The following is an 18,724-nucleotide window of genomic DNA, read 5'->3' on the forward strand; positions in this document are numbered from 1 at the left end:
TCGGGTTATCCGCGCTCGAGGAAGAGCGCCATCAGCGCGGCATTGATATAAAAGTTGCTGCGGCCCACTTTGATTTTTTCCAGCAAGCCGATGGAGACCAGTTCATCCAGGTACTTGGTCGCGGTAATACGGCTCACGCCCAAGTCGTCCATGACAAACTCGATCTTGGTGTAGGGGTGGTTGAACAGGTTGTTGAGCAGCTCCTGGCGGTAGATCTTGGGGCACTCTTCACGCATCCGGTGTTTAGTGTGCTGCATCAGATCGCGAATCTGGCCAATCAGCTCGATGGTCTGCTGCGCGGTCTGGCTGATGCCCTCCAGCATGTAGAGCAGCCAGGGTTCCCAGTCACCACTGTCGCGGACGGCCTGCAGCTCCTGGTAATAGCGCGCCTTGGTCTGAATCAGATAGCGGCTGAGATAGAGCACCGGCAGATCGAGTAGCTCTTTGGAGACGAGATAGAGCATGTTGATAATGCGGCCGGTCCGCCCGTTACCGTCGTAGAACGGGTGGATACTCTCGAACTGGTGATGAATGATCGCCATCTTCACCAGCGGGTCGGCGTCGCAGCGCTGATCGTCGTTGATATAGTCCACCAGATTACTCATCAAGCGCTCGATCTCCGGCGCGGCCTGGGGTGGCTCGTAGACGACCTCGCCGGTCGCTTGGTTTCTCAACGCCGTGCCCGGTAGCTTGCGCAGACCCGCCCGGTTCCGTTCGAGCGTTTCCTGAATCACGAGAATGTCGTCCAGGCGTAGCAGCCGACTCTGCCGAACGCTGCGGAAACCGGCGCGCAACGCCGTGGCGTAATCCTGCACTTCCTTGGTCTGCGGGTCGATCTGGGCTTCCTCCGCCACCACAGCGCGGTAGAGATCGTCCTGTGTCGTGATGATGTTCTCGATCTCGGAGCTGTGCCGCGCTTCCTGCAGCGTGAGCGTGTTGATCAAGATCTCTTCATTGGGAATGGTGGCCGCGACGCCCTTAAGTTCGGCCAGGTAGCGATGCGCGCGTGCCGCCTGCTTGAGTACGGCACGCGTTTCCCACTGGTCGATCCCGGGCAACGGCAAGGTGGGAAGCACGACGACACCTCATGTCATGTATAGAAAAATCGAAAATCTATATACAAATCGCCCGACATGCAAAGAAAACCGCAATCTCTTGGCATTACCATGACGCTAATGCCAAAAAACGGGCTTTAGCTATACACGTCCTGTGGCATTTGGGCATCGTCGGCTGCAAGCCCGGCCATCGGAGCGCTCATTCGCTGACCGGCCAACGCTCAGGAATCGTATCGAGCGAATCGACATGAGCGCCAACCGCCCCCATCGCTTTGGCTACGCCTGCTGCTCCGGCCAGAGTGCATCGTTCATGCTCTCCAGTACCGTATCCAGTTGATCGTCGAGCAACTTATCGAGTTGCCGAGCACCGCCGACAAAGGCGGGCATACGATTGATGGTCTCTCTATCGAGCACGACTTCGTGCGTGAGCTGCCTGCCCAGTCGCTCCAGCCACTTGCGCTGGCTGGTCGTCCAGGCGTGCTCGGCGTAGATGCCCGCCAGCGCCGTTTTCACCCGCTGCTCGAACGGCACCAGCGCCTCGCCCAGGGCAGCACGCCGGATATGCCCGATGATGCTCGCGGCGATATCCTGATTGGTCTGGTTGCGTACCGCCGTCTGCAGCTTCGCTTCCGAATAGCCATGCTGAGACAACAGCAGCCGGATCTGGCGCAGATCGTCGCGGGTCAGGTCGCGCGGGCGATTGACCACGGTGGCGAGTGCCGCCGATTCGTTGAGGTTGTCATGGATGAACGCCTCGAAGCTCTCAAGGTAATCCTCCGGGCGCTTGTGCACGCCGTAGCTCTGGGTACGCTCGCGGATCTCGTCTTTGTGCTCGGAGAGGATTGGCATGCGCTCGCTGCCCATCAGCCACTTCACCTCTTCGAGCTGCGAGATCAGGCCCGCGTGCTGCTGGACGAACTCCGCTGCCTTGACGGGGCCGAGCTCGATCAGATGCTTGTGCAGCGACTTGGGCGGTACCTCCCAAAGGGTTTCCAGCTCATCGAGCTTGCGACGTAGCGCTGGCTTCTTCTCGGCGGCTTTCTCCGCCTTGCGCAGCAAGCGCATCAGCTTCTGGCTGAGTTGGCGCAGCACCACATGGGCCTGGCTCTCGTCCGGCCGTTCACCCGGCGTGCTCAGCGCGCGTTCGCGCTGCTCCGGGTCGGTGAGTTCCCGGGTCAACTGTTCGAGCGTGACATTGGGGTCTTTCACCAGCGGCTGCATGGTGCTGACCGCCGCCAGTGCGGCATAGATATCCACCGGGTCGTAGATACGAAAGACGGTCTTGCCGATCTCGTCGCAGCGTCGCGTGGCCCGTCCGATCATCTGCTCATAGAGAATCCGCGACTTCACCCGACGCAGGAACACCAGATGGCAAATCGCCGGGACGTCGATACCCGTGGTGAGCAAATCGACGGTAATGGCAATGTTGGGGTAGCGCTCGTTCTTGTACTGGCGGATCAACTGGTTGGCCCGGTCGCTCTTGCCGGTGATCTTTTCCACCGCGGCCTGCGGGAAGGTCTTGCCGTAGATCGCCTTGAAGGCGGTATCCAACTTATTCTTGACCTCATCGGCATGCCGGTCGGAGGCGCAAAAGATCAGCGTCTTTTCATCGCCAAAGGGGTCGAGCTCCTTGGCCAGCTCCTCGCAGATGACACGATTGAAGTTCGGGTTGAGCACGCCCTTGTTGAAAGCATCGACCTCGAAGCTGAGTTCGTCTTCCAACTCGGCGGTTTCCACTTCGCCGGTCTGCGTATTGATGGCGTTAACGGTCTCGCCTTTGTCGAAGGTGATGCCCTGCTGTGTCAGCAGTGTCTCGTAGCGCACCGGGGGCTCGTGATCGATCAGCCAGTCATCGGCCACGGCTTCGCGGTAGGAGTAGGTGTAGACCGGCCGGCCGAATATCTCGCTGGTATGGCGCGCGGGCGTCGCCGTCAGGGCGATCTGCACCGCATCGAAGTAATCGAGGACACGGCGGTAGCTGGAAAGATACTGGCGCACATCGCGGGTCGCCATCTCCCCTTCGGTCATCTCCTGATCCAGCGTGTAGCCGCGGTGGGCTTCATCGACGATCACGCAGTCGAACTGATCCACCGGCGGCGGTGAATCACTGGCGAAGATCCGTTTGACCATCGCCTGCACTGTCGCGACCTGGACCCGCGTTTCGGCTTCTGCGGCCATGTCGCCGAGTTCGGCCACGTTATAGATCGTCGACAGCGACTGATTCTGCTCCAGTTGCGCTTCAGCGAACGCGCCCAGCGCCTGGTCGCCGAGCGCGGTGCGATCCACCAGAAAGAGAATGCGATGAAAGCGCTCGGCCTTGAGGAACCGATACATCAAACCGATGATCGTGCGCGTCTTGCCGGTGCCGGTCGCCATGGCCAGCAGCGCCCGGCGCGTACCCTGCGCTAGCGCGGTCTCCGTGGCGATGATGGCCTTCTGCTGATAATCACGCAGCCCTAGATAGCCAAAGGGTTCGTTGGCCAAGTGGGCTTCGGCGTCTTCTTTGCTACGGCGAAGCTGGTCCAGCAGACCGGCCGGCGTGTGAAAGGCCTGCAGGGCACGCTTCAGATTGCTCGGTTCGCGAACGTCGCGGAACCAGGTGCCGGAGAGTTCGGGCTGTTGCGGCACATAGGGTCGCCCATTGCAGGAGTAGACGAACGGCACCTTGTAGTGCCCCTCCTGCTCGTCCGCCCAGGCGATGGTGCGCCCGGCCAGCTCCCAGGCGCCCATGAGCGGCGCCTCGATCTTCATGCCGCGGCTGTAGCGCTCCGCCTGGCCGATCTTGCCGGCGATATTGACGTTCTCTTTCTTGGCTTCCACCACGGCCAGGGGTGTCAGCCCGTGGAAGAGCACGTAGTCGGCTTTCTCATGGCCGACCGTCGGCCACTCCGCAATGGCGCGGTTGAACCCTTTCTCGGGCCGCGCACCGTTCTTGAAGCTCAGTGTTTGGGTGTCCGCTTCCCAGCCGGCCTCGACGAGCTGTTGATCGATCAAGATCCGCGTCAGCGCCTCATCCAGCACGATCTGCTGGCTGGCACTCTGCATCTGCTGAGTGACCTGCCGGCGCGTCGATGTCACCGCCTGCTGGCTACTCTCGGCGAGCTGGCGCTGTAGAGCCGCGATCTTCTGCTCGTAGGCCTGCTGCTGGTCGACCAGGGCCTGCTCATGAGAGGCCGATTCCCGGGCTTTCGCGCGGGATTCTTCGTCCATCGTCAGCGCCAATGCCTCGTACTCAGAGCGCTCCTGTTCGATCAACTCGTTTAACTGCTGACTGGAGTCCAGAGCTTCGTTGGCACGCAATAGCTCGTGCTTGAGCGTTTCGATATCGATTTGGAGCTGCCGCTGCTGCGCGCTCGGATCGGCAGGCGGCACGAAAGGCCCCGGCTTGAAGGCCGAGCTGTGCTGACCGAAGGCACGGTGAAACCAGATTGCCAGCTCGCGCGCGACCTTCAGCCCCTCCATGGCCTCGCGGTGCTGCGTCCTGAATTGATGGTTGGCCCGGTTACCCTCGATCCGCAGCGTATGAAACAACTCACGCACCACCGAGTCGAACTGCAACTCCCGGTTCAGGCGATACAGCAGATCGCTTTGCGGCGTTTTGCTATCGAACTCGATACCCGAGAGCGCCGCAATATGCTGCGCGATCGCTTCGCCCAACTGACGCAGCTTGATCAGGGTCGTGTTCGGATCGCTGGAGAAGGCCTGTTCTGCGGCGCCGGCGAGCTGCACGAATAGCGGGTCGTACTCGGCCAAGAAACCGAAGTTCTGCGATTGCGAGTGAGGCGTCGACATCGTCTCTCCAGCGGGCTATCGATGAGGATACGGAACGACACGCTGGCACTCTGCGCATGCCATGGCGCAATCCTCTTTATTAGCCACTGTATCGCAACGTAACGTCTCATCGCATCTCTCCCACGACCCGATTCCCGGTTTATGGCTCACCCTGTGCTACTTCAGATAAGTGAAGCTCATCTACTTGAGGCGCCATCCGTCAGGTCGTTGGATTCACGACATGCCACTCGACGCCAATACCGGCATAGCAGACGAGCCAACTCACCCCCGCGTGGATCGGCGGCCGCTTTCCGCCTGAGAGGCGTGCAGCAGCCCTATGCCGTTGCGTGGTGATACATGCGTCGGAGGTGGAAATAACAGGAACCGATGACGAGACCAATCGGGCGGCGATACCTCGGCACGCAGATTGCCGATCTGTGCTAACGCCCGCGTTCGACGAGAGGCACCATGCGAGAGATCGCATTCGCATGAACTCGTCGAGGGCAGCCCCCATGAACAACAATACCAAGATCGATTTCATCTATCTGTCCGAGCAGGACATGATCCGCGCCGGCGTCACCGACATGGCCGCCTGCGTCGACACCATGGAAGAAGTCTTTCACCTGCTGCACATCGGTGACTACCGTATGGCCGGCCCCAACAATGACTCGCACGGCGCGATGATCATGTTTCCGCCGGAGTCACCGTTTCCCACCATGCCCAAACCGACCGCGGATCGCCGCATGATGGCGATGCCGGCCTATCTGGGCGGCAGTTTCTGCACCTCCGGGGTGAAGTGGTACGGCTCCAATATCGCCAACAAGGAGAAGGGCCTGCCCCGCTCCATTCTGATGTTCACACTCACCGATCCGGACACCGCGGCGCCGCTGGCTTACATGTCGGCCAACCTGCTGTCGGCCTACCGCACCGGGGCGGTGCCGGGTGTCGGTGCCCGCCACCTGGCGCGCAAGGACTCTCGGGTCATCGGCCTGCTGGGGCCGGGCGTGATGGGCCGTACCAGCGTGGCGGCCTTCATGGCCGTGTGTCCGCAGATCGACACGCTCAAGATCAAGGGGCACAGTGGCGAGAACCTCAGCGTCTTTTTGAACTGGATAGAAGAGCACTATCCGCAGATCGCCAATGTCGAGGTGGTGGACAGCGCAGAAGCCGTGGTGCGTGATTCGGACATCGTGACCTACTGTGCCTCCGGCGAAGTCGGCGACCCCGCAACATATCCGCTGGTCAAGCGCGAGTGGGTCAAGCCTGGCGCCTTTCTGGCCATGCCCGCGCCGTGCAACTTCGATGAAGGCATGGAAGCGAGTGATGTGCGCAAGGTGCTCGACGACACCGGCCTGTATGAAGCCTGGTACGAGGAAGTGCCCAAGCCCGCCCACAACTGTATTCCGCTGGTCGGCGTCAAGTTCATGGACATGATTCACGCCGGCACCCTCGCGGCCGACGATCTGGAGGATCTGGGCGCGATCGTCTCCGGCGATAGCCCGGGGCGTCGGAATGATGAGGAGATCATCATGATGTCGGTCGGTGGCATGCCGGTCGAGGACGTCGCCTGGGCCACGGTCGTCTACCGCCGGGCCGTGGAAGAGGGCATCGGCGTCAAGCTCAACCTGTGGGATGAGCCCGCACTGAGATAACGCGTCCTCACTGTCTCCGGCATCGCCCCGTCGCTACTGGTTTGCTGGCTCACCGATCAGGACACTTTCATGGCACCGACCATCGCACCCGTCGAGACTTCAAGAGACGTTCCCGCCTCGACCACCGTGGTCATCATCGGCGGCGGCATCATCGGGCTGACCGCCGCACTGACACTCGCCGAACGTGGCGTACCGGTCGTCGTACTGGAGAAGGGCCGCCTGGCCGGGGAGCAGTCCTCCCGCAATCTGGGCTGGATTCGCAAGACCAGCCGCCACGGCGAGGATGTGCCGCTGGCACAGGCCGCCGACCGGCTGTGGGCCAACCTGGCCAGCCGCACCGGCAGCGATGTCGGTTATCGCCAGTCAGGCATCATGTTTCTATCGCGCACCTCCGAACAGCTCGCCGTGCACGAGCGCTGGCTCCAATCGGTCTCGTCTCTCGCGCTGGACTCGAGGCTGCTGAGCGCCCGCGAGATCGATGCGCAGGTGCCGGGCGGTCGCGGCGACTGGGCCGGCGGCATCTTCACGCCTTCAGATGGCTACGCCGAGCCGACGCTGGCTGCCAGCGCCATTGCCAAAGCCGCCATCGAGCGCGGCGCGGTAATCGTCGAGCACTGCGCGGTGCGCAATATCGTCCGTACTGGCGGGCGTATCGGCGGGGTGGTGACGGAGCGCGGTGAGATACGCTGCGACCAGGTGCTGCTGGCCGGCGGCATGTGGTCACGCCGCTTTCTGGGTAATCTCGGCATCTCCCTGCCGACGCTGCCGCTGATTCTGTCGGTGCTGCGCACCGGCCCCTTGAAGAGCCCGACCGATGCCGCGGTGGGCGGGCCGGATTTCTCTTTCCGAAAACACCGGGGTGGCGGCTTTATCGTGACCCAGCGTGGTGCGCTCGATGCCCCTTTGACACTCGACCACCTGCTGATCGGCGCGAAATATCTCAGCGCGCTGCGCGCTCAACGGGGGCTGATGCGCATAGCCCTGGGCAAGCACTTCTGGCGCGATCTCGCGCTGCCCCGACGCTGGAAGCACGGCCGCTCGCCTTTCGAGCGCGTGCGCACCCTGGACCCGCCGATCAACGAAGGGCTCAACGACGAAGCTATGCGCAACCTTTCCGCGGCCTGGCCGGTGTTTGCCCATGCCAGCGTCGAGGAGTCTTGGGCAGGCATGATCGACATAACCCCGGACTCCAACCCGGTGATCGATGCGGTGCCGGGCGTACCGGGGCTGACACTGGCCACCGGTTTCTCCGGCCATGGGTTTGGCACTTCGCCGGCGGCGGGTCAGCTGGCGGCGGATCTGATCATGAACGAGACGCCGATCATCAGTCCGGCTCCCTATCGATTCGGCCGCTTCTAGTTCGCGACGGGGCTGAGTCACGTCCTATCGCCCGATCTCGAGAAGACGAGCCCGAGTAGCGGAAGGCGCTTCCTGAAACAGGCGGCGGTACTCGCGGCAGAAATAGCTCTGATGGAAAAAGCCCTGGGCGGCGGCGGCGTCAGCCAGCGTCTGGGTCGGATCGTGAAGCAGGCTGCGGCGTACGGCGTTGAGCCGCAGCGCGCGCAGATAGGTCACCGGTGACTGCCCCACCTCGCTCTGAAAGCTGTACTGCAGGGTGCGCCTGGAAATCCTGAGCTGACCGCACAGCGCCATCAGCGAAGGCGGGTCATCCGGGCGACTGCGAATCAGGGCCTGACAGCGGTCGACGATATAGCGCCGGGTTCGGTAGTTGGCGACGTCCGGCTCACCGACGAGCGTCGTGTCGCACAGCAGCAGCTCGATACTCTCCTCGAGCTGCTGGATCAGTGACTGCTGCAGGGCCGGGGGCAGTGGCGCCCGGTCAGCGCGGTGGCGTAGATAGTCGGTCATCGACTGCCACTGCCCACGTACCTGGTTCAAGAGCGCTGCGGGCACATCAAGGCGGCGCAGCCGATGTTCATGACGGCCGAGCCACGCATGGCGGCCTCGGTCGATGGAGACCACCAGTAGGTCGTAGTGCGATGGCGCCACGCTCCAGAACTGCTCACAGCTCGGCAGTACGGTCACCGTACCGGCATCGAACAGCGGGGCGCCCGGCCAGCGAACGGGGGTGACCAAGTGCCACTGGCACTCGGGAAAGTGCATCTGCTGGTACAGGCCCAGATTGGCACTTTCGCGAAAAAGACGTACCTCATGGCTCGACACATCCACGATCTCGCCCGAAAACACGCCGGCCTCGATCTGACTGGCCTCCTGCTGCCAGCCTTTCAGTCGTTGGGCATGCTCGGCCGCATCGAGACAGCGATGCAGGGTGATGGCCATCAATGACTCCTTCGGAGCGTCGCTCCGGTCATGGCACGTTTTTTGCCTGCTCCTATGAGCGCCCTGTCGAGTCGGGGCTTGCTTGACTAATGGATGGTGGTGACGGGGTCCGTTTTTCTTTAAAGTCCCTTGGACCATTAAAATATTAATGATCATGGTGACCCAATGCTAACCACGAATGCAACCTTGCTGCCGTTCGATGTCTGGCTTGGCGCCTTACGGCAGACGTGCGGCCAGTTCGACTCCACGCCCCGGGACCGACGCAGTTTCCAGGGCAGCGTCTCGAGACGCGCCAATGGCGGCATAGACATTGCCAACATCGTCACCAACGCCGAAAAGATTACCAACGGCCACACCCAGCGCCACGATGAAGATCGCTTCTGTTTTCTCATCGTTCAGAAGCAGGGCCACGCCACGCTGGTGCAAAACGACACCTCCATCACGCTGCGTCCGGGAGAAATGGCGCTGATGGATTCCGTCACGACCTGCGAGATCCTTCCCCACGGCCTGATCGAGCACGATTCACTGCACCTGTCGCGCAGCGACGTAGCCCGTCGTTTCGGTGATGCCTCGATTCCCTTCATGAAGATCGCGGCCGACTGCGCCAGCAGTCAGATCCTGCAGTTGATCGTCAATCGAATGGTGACCGAGCCACTGGCTGCAGCGGAAGAGAGAGAGCGCGGCGTACTGGAATCACTGGTGGCCCTGCTACCGGCCATTCATCAGCATCAGACGATGTCAGCGTCTTTCCTGGAGCGGGCCGACGACACGCTGTTCCTCTGCGTTCAGCAGTTCATCGACCAGCATCTGCATGAAGAGGGGATCAGTCCGGAGCGGTTGGCGAGCGTCTTTCACATGTCGGTGCGTCAACTCTATCGTCTGTTCGAGCAGCACGGCGAAACCGTGTGTCGCTATGTGCAGCGTCGCCGTCTGGCCCGCTGCGCCGAGGAGCTGGCCAGCCCGGCCCAGAGCCGGCGCACCATCACCCAGATTGCCTACAAGTGGGGCTTTACCGACTCGGCGCACTTCAGCCGCTCCTTCAAGCGGGAGTTCTCGCGTTCGCCGCGCGAGTACCGCCGTATCCGGCTCGAGCAGGCCGCCTGACTTCGGCCTAGTTCTCATCGGCCTAGTTCTCACTGGCTTAGTTCTCACCGCGCAGAGACGACTCGAGACTGACCGATAGACACTGGCTAGCCGACAGATATCGACCGACAGACATCGATCGACAGACAGACATTAGCTGGCCGCTCGCCATCGAGCGGCCAGCCGGTTGCATCAGTAGGCGATACAGACCGATTTGAGTTCGGTGTAAGCGTTGACCGCCTCCGGGCCGAACTCCTTGCCGAGACCGGACATCTTGAGACCACCAAACGGCATCGCCGGGTCGAGCGTCACATGGGTATTGACCCACACGGTGCCGGCTTCGATACGCGGCGTCAGGGCCATTGCCTTGGACAGGTCGTTGGTCCAGAGGCTGGCAGCCAGCCCCAGCTCGCTGTCGTTGACCATGCGTAGCGCGTCTTCTTCGTCATCGAACGGAATCACGGTCAGGACAGGCCCGAAGACCTCTTCCCGTGCGACTTCCATCGCGTGATCGGCGCCGCTGATGATGGCCGGCGAGACATAGAAACCTTCCGCGGGCACGTCATTGCCGATATGAATGGTGGCGCCCTGCTCACGCGCCCGGTCGAGATAGCCGCGCACGCTCTCCTGTTGGCGTTTGGAGACCAGCGGATTGACCTGCGCCTGGGGGTCCATGCCGGGGCCGGCCTGCATGGTATCGACGGCGCCGGCCAGCTGCGCGCAGAAGGCATCATGAATGCTGCGATGCACATAGAAGCGCGAGGCCGCTGCGCAGACCTGGCCCTGGTTGAACAGCCCTCCCATCAGCGCGCCGTTGACGGCCTTCTCGAGATCGGCATCTTCGAGCACCAGCATCGGATTCTTGCCGCCCAGCTCCAGCGAGAAGTGCGCCATGTGCTCGACGGCGGCATGCCCCACCACCTTGCCGACCTCGGTGCTGCCGGTGAAGGTGACCTTCTTGACGTCAGGATGCTCGGCCAGGCGTGTGCCAACCACCGAGCCCGAGCCCAGCACCACGTTGAACACGCCCTTCGGCACGCCGGCTTCCAGCGCCAACTCCGCCAGGCGCAGCACGCTCAGGGGCGTTTCCGAGGCGGGCTTGAGCACCACCGTGCAGCCAGCGGCCAGCGCCGGCACCAACTTCCACAGCGCGATCATCATCGGGAAGTTCCACGGCACGATGGCCGCTACCACGCCCAGCGGCTGACGCAGGGTATACACGTTGAAACGCGCGCCCTCCGGCATGCCGATGGAGACATCGCGGGTGCTGCCTTCGAGCTTGGTGGCCCAGCCAGCCATGTAGCGGATGAAATCGACCGAAAAGCCCACGTCGACGCCGCGGGAGATGTTGATCGACTTGCCCTGATTCAAGGTCTCGAGCTGGGCCAGCTCCTCGGTGTGCGCCTCGACCAGGTCGGCAAAACGCAGCAGAATCCGCTCCCGCGCTGCCGGCGTCAGCCCGGACCAGCGCCCATCCTCGAAGCTTTCCTTGGTCAGCGCGACCGCTCGGTCGGCCAGGGCACGGTCGCCTTCGTGCAACGTGGTGAGAGCCTGACCGGTAGAGGGGTCGAGCACCTCGAAGGCGCGACCTTCCTGCAGGAAGACCCCGTCGATGAACGAGCCGGTGGCCCGCGCCAAGAAGTCCTGCACGCCCTGTGCGGTAGTGATCTGACTCATGACAACCTCCTGCGCATACGCGAATTCAGCAACGGCAGCGCCAATAGCGCCGCAAGCTAATATGCACCGAGCCTACGCGCCCGGCAGACGCGGCGCTTGCCTCGCTCTGCCGGACACATGACGCTGGCTGCCGATTGTTAGAGATCGTGCTGGAACTCGAGCTAGAAATTGAAGCCGACCAGCAACTGGGAGTAGTAGTTCGTACCGCTGTCGCCGAGCTGCGAACCACCGTTGTCTGCCGAGACATCCGGGTTATAGCGCCCCAGTATCGGCATCACCCACCAATGGTCATTGATCGTCCAGGTGCCGTAGAGATCGATCTCGTTGGCATCGAGATTGCGCCCTTGATCGGTGTCGAGGGTATCGAAGAGGTAAGCCATCACGCCCAGGCTCAGATTCTCGGTGGGGGTCAGCGACAGCGTGACCTGATGCACACGCGTGTTGGTGGAGAACGGCCCTGCATAGTTGGCCGCCACTTCCCCCTGGAACCAGGTTCCCAGCGCGCGGCCGTTGCCGTAGAACAGCGGGTCATAGCCCTCGGAGAAACGACTGAAGCGATAGCTCACATAGGGCGACCAGGTCAGCTCACTGAACTTCCAGCCCGCTTCCAGATACCAGGCGTTCTCGCTGTCGTCGTTGCCCTTGTTCTGATAGGCGTACTGAGCCGACAGAAACAGGTTCTCGACCCCGGCATTGCTATGGCCGTACAGGCTATAGACCTTGGTATCTTTGCGATCGGGGTAGAGGAACGCGAAGTCACTATCGGTGTCGAGCACCTTGATGTAGGTTGCCCCGAACGTATCGTCATCGGTCACGTGTTCCACTGAACCCACCGCCATCTCGGGTTTCGCCTGCCCCGGATTACCGGATTTCAGCCACATCAAGTCGCCCCGCCAACCCTGGTCGCCACCGAGCCTCAAGACGGCCGTCTTTTCGAAGGACTGCCGCGGAGCCAGATAGTAGGCGCCACCGCGATTCAGCTCACCATCGAGTACGCCCCGGCCAAAGCTGAGCGAATCACCCGAGATCAAGAAGCCATCGCCGACCTGAATGTACTGACGACCGTAGGATATATCGATACCGTCGTGACCCAAGGCGGGAAACAGGTCGCCGGATTTCCAGCCCACGACGAGATCTTCGATATGGGTGCGCCGCTCGTCACCCGTGGTGAACCCCGCGGCATCGCCCTGCCCCCAGGTTGCGCTGGAAACCCAGGCCACGTTGGCGTAAAGCGAAGCGCCCGTAGGAGAAAGGGTATGCGTGAGGCCGAGTCCGTATTTGACGAACCCATCCTGCCAGTCACGTCCTTTCGCTTCGGCCGTCTCCGATTGCGCGTAGCCCTTCTGGCTATGAGACACCCCAGCCATCCCGCTGAGGTTGAGGCTGACGGTGGTGTCCGCCGTCTTGTAGAGCTCGAGTGCCGAAGCGCTGCCACACATCGACAGTGTAATGACGGTACCGGCGGCAAGCCGCGGCAGCAGAGGGCTGTAGCGTGAGGTGGTCATGGATCAGTCATCCCTTGTTATTGTGGTGCTTATAAGTGGTGATGCTTGTCGTGGTGATGCTTGTCTTGGTGATGCTATTTACCGTGATGGCGAAGGCGCCTGGCGTACCGGCCTTCTGACGACAGGCTAGCGAGCCGCCACCCGCCACTCTTGTCTGCCCTTGACGAAAACCTGTTCGGCGCTGCCGTCCGTTGCGCCGACAAAAAAAACCGGCGCGAAGCCGGTCGAAAGGGAGATCGAAAAAACACAAGCGTGTTCTTGGGCGCTACCCCAGCCACACCAGCGACAGCGCCGGCACGAAAACGATGATGGCGATACGCAACATGTCGGCCCCAAGAAACGGAACGATGCCGCGGCTGACCGTGGCCAGCGACGTGCCGTGGCTGTATTTCTGCACAATGAACAGGTTCATCCCCATCGGCGGGGTGATCAGGCCGATTTCCACCACCATCAGCGCGACGATCCCAAACCAGATCGCCTTTTCTGGCCCGGTCAGGCCGAACAGCTCCAACTGCATGATGATGGGAAAGAAGATCGGGATGGTCAGCAGAATCATCGACAGAGAGTCCATCATGCAGCCCAGCACCAGGTAGATCGCCAGAATCACCAGCAGCACCGCCAGCGGTGTCAGACCACTACCCAGTACCCAATCGGCCAGCGCCGCCGGCATCTGCCCCAGCGCCAGCCCGCTGTTGAGGAGATCGGCGCCGATCACCACCAGATAGATCATGGCGCTGGCTTCCGCCGTCCCGACCAGGCTCTTGTAGAATCCTGCCCAGCGCATGCCGCGCCACACGGCATAGACCCCGCAGGCCGCCGCGCCGAGCGAGGCGGCCTCGGTCAGATTCGCCCAGCCGCCGTAGAGCCCGAAGATGACCACGCAGAAGATCACCAGCACCGGCGCGATCTCGCGCAGGCTGGCCAATCGCTCGGCCCAGCTATAGCGTGACGAGGCTTCGACGTCGCTCATGGTGCGCATCGCCATCAGCCGGATCACCGCAAGATAGCCCGCTACCGCCAGTAGGCCCGGCAGCACCGCCGCCAGAAACAGGGTCGCGATCGAGGTCTGCGTCAGTACGGCGTAGACGATCAGCGGTACCGAGGGAGGAATCAGAATGCCCAGCGTCCCCGCCGCGGCAATCGTGCCGGTCGCCAGGCGCTGGCTGTAGCGGTGACGCTCGAGCTCGGGCAAAGCGACCTGGCTCATGGTGGTGGCGGTGGCCAGCGAAGAGCCACAGATAGCGCCAAACCCGGCGCAGGCACCGGCCGCCGACATTGCAAGCCCGCCTCGCCAGTGGCCAATCCATTTGGCACTGGTGCGAAAGAGCGTCGAGGAAAGCCCACCGTGAATCGCGAACTGCCCCATCAGAACGAAGATGGGGATCACCGCCAGGTCATAGCTCGAGAAGCGTGCGTAGACCAGATTATTGAGGGTATATAGTAGCGCGTGCGTATCGCCACCGTAGACTAGGAGATAGCACAGGGCGCCAGCCAACAGCATGCCCACGCCCACATGCAGGCGGCATCCCAGCAGCACCAGCATGGCACCAAAGGCAACTGCCCCCATCGCAAGTCCGTTCATTGAGCCGCCTCCTCTTCGATCACGGCGGGCACCTCGTCATGGGTGAGTCGATATAGGCTCTGATAAAGCGCACACAGACCCATCAGGGCGATGCCGGGCAGCATGGCGACTTGAAATACCCCCTCGCGCAGACCGAGCTGCACGCTCTGGGCATGGAAAGCGAAGCTGTCCATTGCCAGCATCCCCGTACGCCAAGTCAGCAGCGCACAGATCGCGGCCAGCGCCAGATGCGAGATCGCCAGCAGCACGCGGTTGGCCCTGCGCGGCAGCAAGGTGGCGATGATATCGACACGAATGTGGCGGTCACGGATTTCGCACAGCGGCAGAAAACAGGCCACTACCACGGCCATCGTCATCTGTAGGAGCTCGATGTCTCCCGTAATGGGCGCCGCCCACAGTCTCCGGCTCAGCATCGAGGCCAGCGACAGCGCGATAGCGGCCAATAGCAGGACGCCGCCTACCAGCGCCAGCCCAACGGCCAATCGCTGCAGCAGTGTTCTCATGCCCCCTCCCTGCGCGCGCTGTTCTGCCCAGCCGGCGCCTGATGCGACGCTGAAACCTGCTGCGACGCTGAAACCTGCTGCGACGCTGAAACCTGATGCGACGCTGAAACCTGATTCAACGCTGGCGCCATCGACGTCACCATGGCTTCGAGCGAGCGCACCAGCGCAGCCCGATCGAGCCCCCGCTCGCGCGACGCCATCCATGCATCGGTGACGCCTTGTGAGGCCTCTCTCATGCTGCGATAGGCGTCGTCGTCCAGGGCGATGACGGTATGTTCGGGGTCATTGGCGAGGCGCGCCCTGACCGGCAGGATGGCGTCGTCCCAGGCCTGGCCGAAGCGCTGCGACAGGGCCTCGCCGCTCAGGCTGTCCAGCACCTTGCGCGACTTGTCGGGCAGCCGCGCATAGCTTTCTTTGTTCATCAGCAAAGCCAGCACGGTCACGGTCGGCGTGGCCTGATGCGCGCCGGATTCGGTGTGGTAGCGGGTGACCTCATCGAGCTTGGTCGGTGGCACGACCTCCCAGCCAGCCGAGGCACCGTCGATCACGCCCTTGGCGAGCGTGTCGGCGATCTGAGCTGGTGGCATGCTCACCGCCGAGCCCCCCAGGGCATCGATGAGCCGAGAGGCCATGCGCGTCGGTGAGCGCAGCTTCAGCCCCGCCATGTCGGCCATGTCACGGATGGCGGTATGGCGCGTGTGGAAGACCGCGCCGCCATCGCTCTGAATGGCCAGCAGGTGATAGTCGTCGAAATCCGCCCGCGCTGGCCCCTGGCTGAAGGCCCAGGCAATACGGCTGCCCGCGACCCCGCCGGCGGGCAGCATGAAGGGCAGCTCCAGCGCCTCGGAGCGGGGAAAGCGCCCCGCCGAATACCCCAGCGCTGTCCAGGCGATATCCACCACGCCATGGCGCACCATATCGGGCAGCTGGGAAGGAATGCCGCCGAGCTGCATCGAGGGGTAGATCTGACAGCGAATTTCATGGTCGGAGCGCGCTTCGAGCTCATCGCACCAGGGGTCGAGCACCTGGCGTTGCGCGTTGGCGACCGCCGGTAGAAAGTGCGCGATCCGCAGCGTCGTCACTGCCGAGGCCGAAGGGCTCGACATCCCCGCGGCCAGGCAGGCCCCGAGCAGCAGCGCCGTCCGGGCGTTTTCCAGCACGCCGCGTCTGATGGATATCGTCATGCGATCACCTTTTGCCAATCAGCGAACATGCGCGGACCCAATCCATTGATGTATGAAAGCGCTGATGCATGAAAGCGCTGGGTCCGTATCAACGACCGCATGCCCATGGCACTGACTCGAATGGCATTTTTCGCATCGCGACAGCCACAGGCCTGTACCGCCCCTGGGAGCGCAAGCTTGGCCGGTGACCGCAGACCTGCCGGCTGTGACAACGTCGCGGGCGATGCTCGTTCGGCTCATGCCTGAAAGCGCGAAAACAGCTCTGAGAGTCGCTCGACGTGCGACAGCGGCAACACGTCGGCCACGTACTGATCGGGGCGAACCACCACCAGGGCACCGTCACGGTCGACGCCACGGACATCGAAGATGTCTTGGTCGGGCGCCACACCGAACACGTTTTCGAGATCTTCCAGCGCGAACGGCCCTACTTCGGGTTTGAAGACGCTCGGCACCTGTTGAATGGCAATGTCTTCATGACGCTGCTGATAGATCACCTTGACGTCGAACCAGTCGACCCACGTGCCGGTCGGGAACGCCGCATTGAGCGGGGATTCGGTCGCCTGCGTCAGCCACTCGGCAAGGTCTCGCGTTTTCGATGCGCCATCGGCGTTGGCCGCGTCGGCGAACACGTAAAGGCGCCAACGCCCATCGGCCTTGGCCTGATGGCCGAGCTGCAGCGGGTTGCCATCACACACCCGCGAGACCATGGCCGACTTGAAGCGCTTACCGATGGGAAAGCCAGTCGCGAGCGCCTGATGCTCGGCGCCATTGGTGATCATGGAGGGCGCGTACTCGGTCATGAAGCCCGCCGGGAACTCGATGGTACGGGTGTAGAACTCCTCTAGTTCACCGGGGTTTTCGAACTCTTCCGGGCGCTTGGCCATCATCGTCGACCACTGCTTGTCGAAATCGATCAGGTTCTTGGCCACCACCTGACGCTCGGCGGAGTAGGTCGACAGCAGGCTGGCGGAACTGCGGCCCGAGAGCACATAGCCGAGCTTCCAGCCGAGATTGAAGCCATCCTGCATCGAGACGTTCATGCCTTGGCCGGCCTTGGCACTATGGGTGTGGCAGGCGTCACCCGTGATGAAGACTCGCGGCAAGCGACCGGTATCGGGGTCTTCGACGTCATCGAAGCGGTCGGTCAGCCGGTGGCCGACTTCGTAAACGCTGTGCCAGGCCACGTTTCGCACATCGAGGGTATAAGGCGTGAGAATCTCGTTGGCCTTGGCGATGATCTGCTCGATCGGCGTGTTGCGTACGGCATTGCTGCCATCCGCCGGCACCTCGCCGAGGTCGACGTACATGCGAAACAGGTGCCCGCCCTCGCGCGGGATCAATAGGATGCTGCCACCGGCATGCGACTGGATGGCACACTTGGTACGGATATCGGGGAAGTCGGTTCGCGCCAGCACGTCCATCACGCCCCAGGCGTGGTTGGCTTGGTCGCCCTTCAGCGTGCAGCCGATGGCGCTGCGCACGCCGCTGCGCGCACCATCACAGCCGACCACATACTTGGCCCGCACCGTACGTTCACGGCCCTCTTCCGGCCCCGCCACATGTTTGAGTGTCACACTGACGGGATAGTCACTCTGGTCATCGAACTCCAGGCCCTTGAACTCGATACCAAAATCCGGACGAATGCGCGCCGGCCCGTTGACGGCGGACTCGGCCAGATAGTCGAGCACACGCGCCTGGTTGACGATCAAATGCGGAAATTCGCTGATGCCCTCGGGATCATCGGCCGCGCGTGCCGTGCGGATGATGTGATCGGGTCGCGCCGGATCCGGCTTCCAGAAGGCCATTTCGGTGATGCGATACGCCTCGGCGGTGATGCGACCCGCAAAGCCGAATGCCTGGAAGGTCTCGACGCTGCGCGCCTGAATACCGTCTGCGTGGCCGATTTCCAGGCGTCCCGGGCGGCGTTCGACGATACGCGTGCGAACGTGGGGGAACTGCGAGAGCTGGGCGGCCATGATCATGCCGGCAGGTCCGGTGCCCACGATCAGGACGTCTACCTCGTCGGGCAGCGCCTCGGGCCGATCGAGACCCTCGCCGAGCGCGGGCTGAACACGGGGATCGCCGGACACATAGCCGTAGTGATGAAATTGCATGATCGTCTCCTCATTGATCGGGTCGGCTTCGGCTGGGCGCTCGGTATACGCGCCGCTCGGCAAGCGTGCCTGTGCGCGCTCGGAAGCCAGGACGCTCTCCATGCTGAAGACCATCGAATCCAATGAGGATGTGTTTTACACAGACTCGATTGTACTTTTCACAGATTCCCACCCTACCTTGGTCGGCATACCGCTCGAGCCCCACACCAAATCGTTAATCTATGAACGATGTAGCGCTGACACCGTCTAATGCGGCCACGCCGCAGGCGCTACGACATCGCTCCGGCGGGGACGAAA

The 18,724-nt window shown here is 62.4% G+C and carries 12 protein-coding genes; 3 read left to right on the plus strand and 9 right to left on the minus strand.

Annotation, left to right across the window (positions count from 1 at the left end; all coding sequences use genetic code 11):
• Nucleotides 1-5: 5 nt before the first annotated feature.
• Together QO259_RS17870 and hsdR are read right to left on the minus strand one after the other, a co-directional pair.
• The gene (locus QO259_RS17870; protein WP_285951024.1) at nt 6-1,076 is read right to left on the minus strand and encodes a Fic family protein; all 1,071 of its coding nucleotides are present in this window, start codon (nt 1,074-1,076) and stop codon (nt 6-8) included.
• A 255-nt stretch (nt 1,077-1,331) separates the two neighbouring features.
• Nucleotides 1,332-4,847, minus strand: coding sequence for a type I restriction-modification system endonuclease (gene hsdR, locus QO259_RS17875; RefSeq protein WP_285951025.1), 3,516 nt, complete (start codon nt 4,845-4,847; stop codon nt 1,332-1,334).
• Nucleotides 4,848-5,338: 491 nt separating this feature from the next.
• Between hsdR and QO259_RS17880 the strand changes: the two genes are divergently transcribed.
• Together QO259_RS17880 and QO259_RS17885 are read left to right on the plus strand one after the other, a co-directional pair.
• Entirely contained in the window at nt 5,339-6,478 is a 1,140-nt protein-coding gene (locus QO259_RS17880) for an ornithine cyclodeaminase family protein (RefSeq protein WP_285951026.1), read from the plus strand.
• A gap of 69 nt (nt 6,479-6,547) precedes the next feature.
• Nucleotides 6,548-7,837: an NAD(P)/FAD-dependent oxidoreductase gene (locus QO259_RS17885; protein ID WP_285951027.1), complete on the plus strand. Its 1,290-nt coding sequence runs from the start codon at nt 6,548-6,550 to the stop codon at nt 7,835-7,837.
• Nucleotides 7,838-7,861: 24 nt separating this feature from the next.
• On the opposite strand, the gene QO259_RS17890 is transcribed toward QO259_RS17885, so the two are convergent.
• Nucleotides 7,862-8,779 carry a helix-turn-helix domain-containing protein gene (locus QO259_RS17890; RefSeq protein ID WP_285951028.1) on the minus strand — a complete coding sequence of 306 codons (918 nt, stop codon included), beginning with the start codon at nt 8,777-8,779 and terminating at the stop codon, nt 7,862-7,864.
• 165 nt (nt 8,780-8,944) lie between these two features.
• On the opposite strand from QO259_RS17890, the gene feaR reads away from it, so the two are divergent.
• Complete coding sequence (gene feaR, locus QO259_RS17895) at nt 8,945-9,883, plus strand: transcriptional regulator FeaR (protein WP_255702163.1); 939 nt, start codon at nt 8,945-8,947, stop codon at nt 9,881-9,883.
• A gap of 171 nt (nt 9,884-10,054) precedes the next feature.
• On the opposite strand, the gene QO259_RS17900 is transcribed toward feaR, so the two are convergent.
• From QO259_RS17900 to QO259_RS17925, 6 genes are all read right to left on the minus strand, one after another.
• Nucleotides 10,055-11,539, minus strand: a complete 1,485-nt coding sequence (locus tag QO259_RS17900; RefSeq protein WP_285951029.1) for an aldehyde dehydrogenase family protein — start codon at nt 11,537-11,539, stop codon at nt 10,055-10,057.
• Nucleotides 11,540-11,700: 161 nt separating this feature from the next.
• On the minus strand, nt 11,701-13,044 hold the full coding sequence (locus QO259_RS17905; protein ID WP_285951030.1) for an alginate export family protein: 1,344 nt from the start codon (nt 13,042-13,044) through the stop codon (nt 11,701-11,703).
• A 265-nt stretch (nt 13,045-13,309) separates the two neighbouring features.
• Nucleotides 13,310-14,626 (minus strand): TRAP transporter large permease, encoded by a 1,317-nt coding sequence (locus QO259_RS17910; RefSeq protein ID WP_285951031.1) that lies wholly within the window; start codon nt 14,624-14,626, stop codon nt 13,310-13,312.
• Nucleotides 14,623-15,129, minus strand: coding sequence for a TRAP transporter small permease (locus QO259_RS17915; protein ID WP_285951032.1), 507 nt, complete (start codon nt 15,127-15,129; stop codon nt 14,623-14,625). Before QO259_RS17915 ends, QO259_RS17910 begins: the two co-directional genes overlap by 4 nt.
• The gene (locus tag QO259_RS17920; RefSeq protein WP_285951033.1) at nt 15,126-16,313 is read right to left on the minus strand and encodes a TRAP transporter substrate-binding protein; all 1,188 of its coding nucleotides are present in this window, start codon (nt 16,311-16,313) and stop codon (nt 15,126-15,128) included. The genes QO259_RS17915 and QO259_RS17920 overlap by 4 nt, the downstream gene beginning before the upstream one ends.
• Nucleotides 16,314-16,549: 236 nt before the next feature.
• Nucleotides 16,550-18,427, minus strand: coding sequence for an FAD-binding monooxygenase (locus QO259_RS17925; RefSeq protein WP_285951034.1), 1,878 nt, complete (start codon nt 18,425-18,427; stop codon nt 16,550-16,552).
• Nucleotides 18,428-18,724: the final 297 nt, after the last annotated feature.

The sequence above is a fragment of the Salinicola sp. JS01 genome (genome assembly GCF_030284585.1).
Classification (GTDB): Bacteria; Pseudomonadota; Gammaproteobacteria; order Pseudomonadales; family Halomonadaceae; genus Salinicola.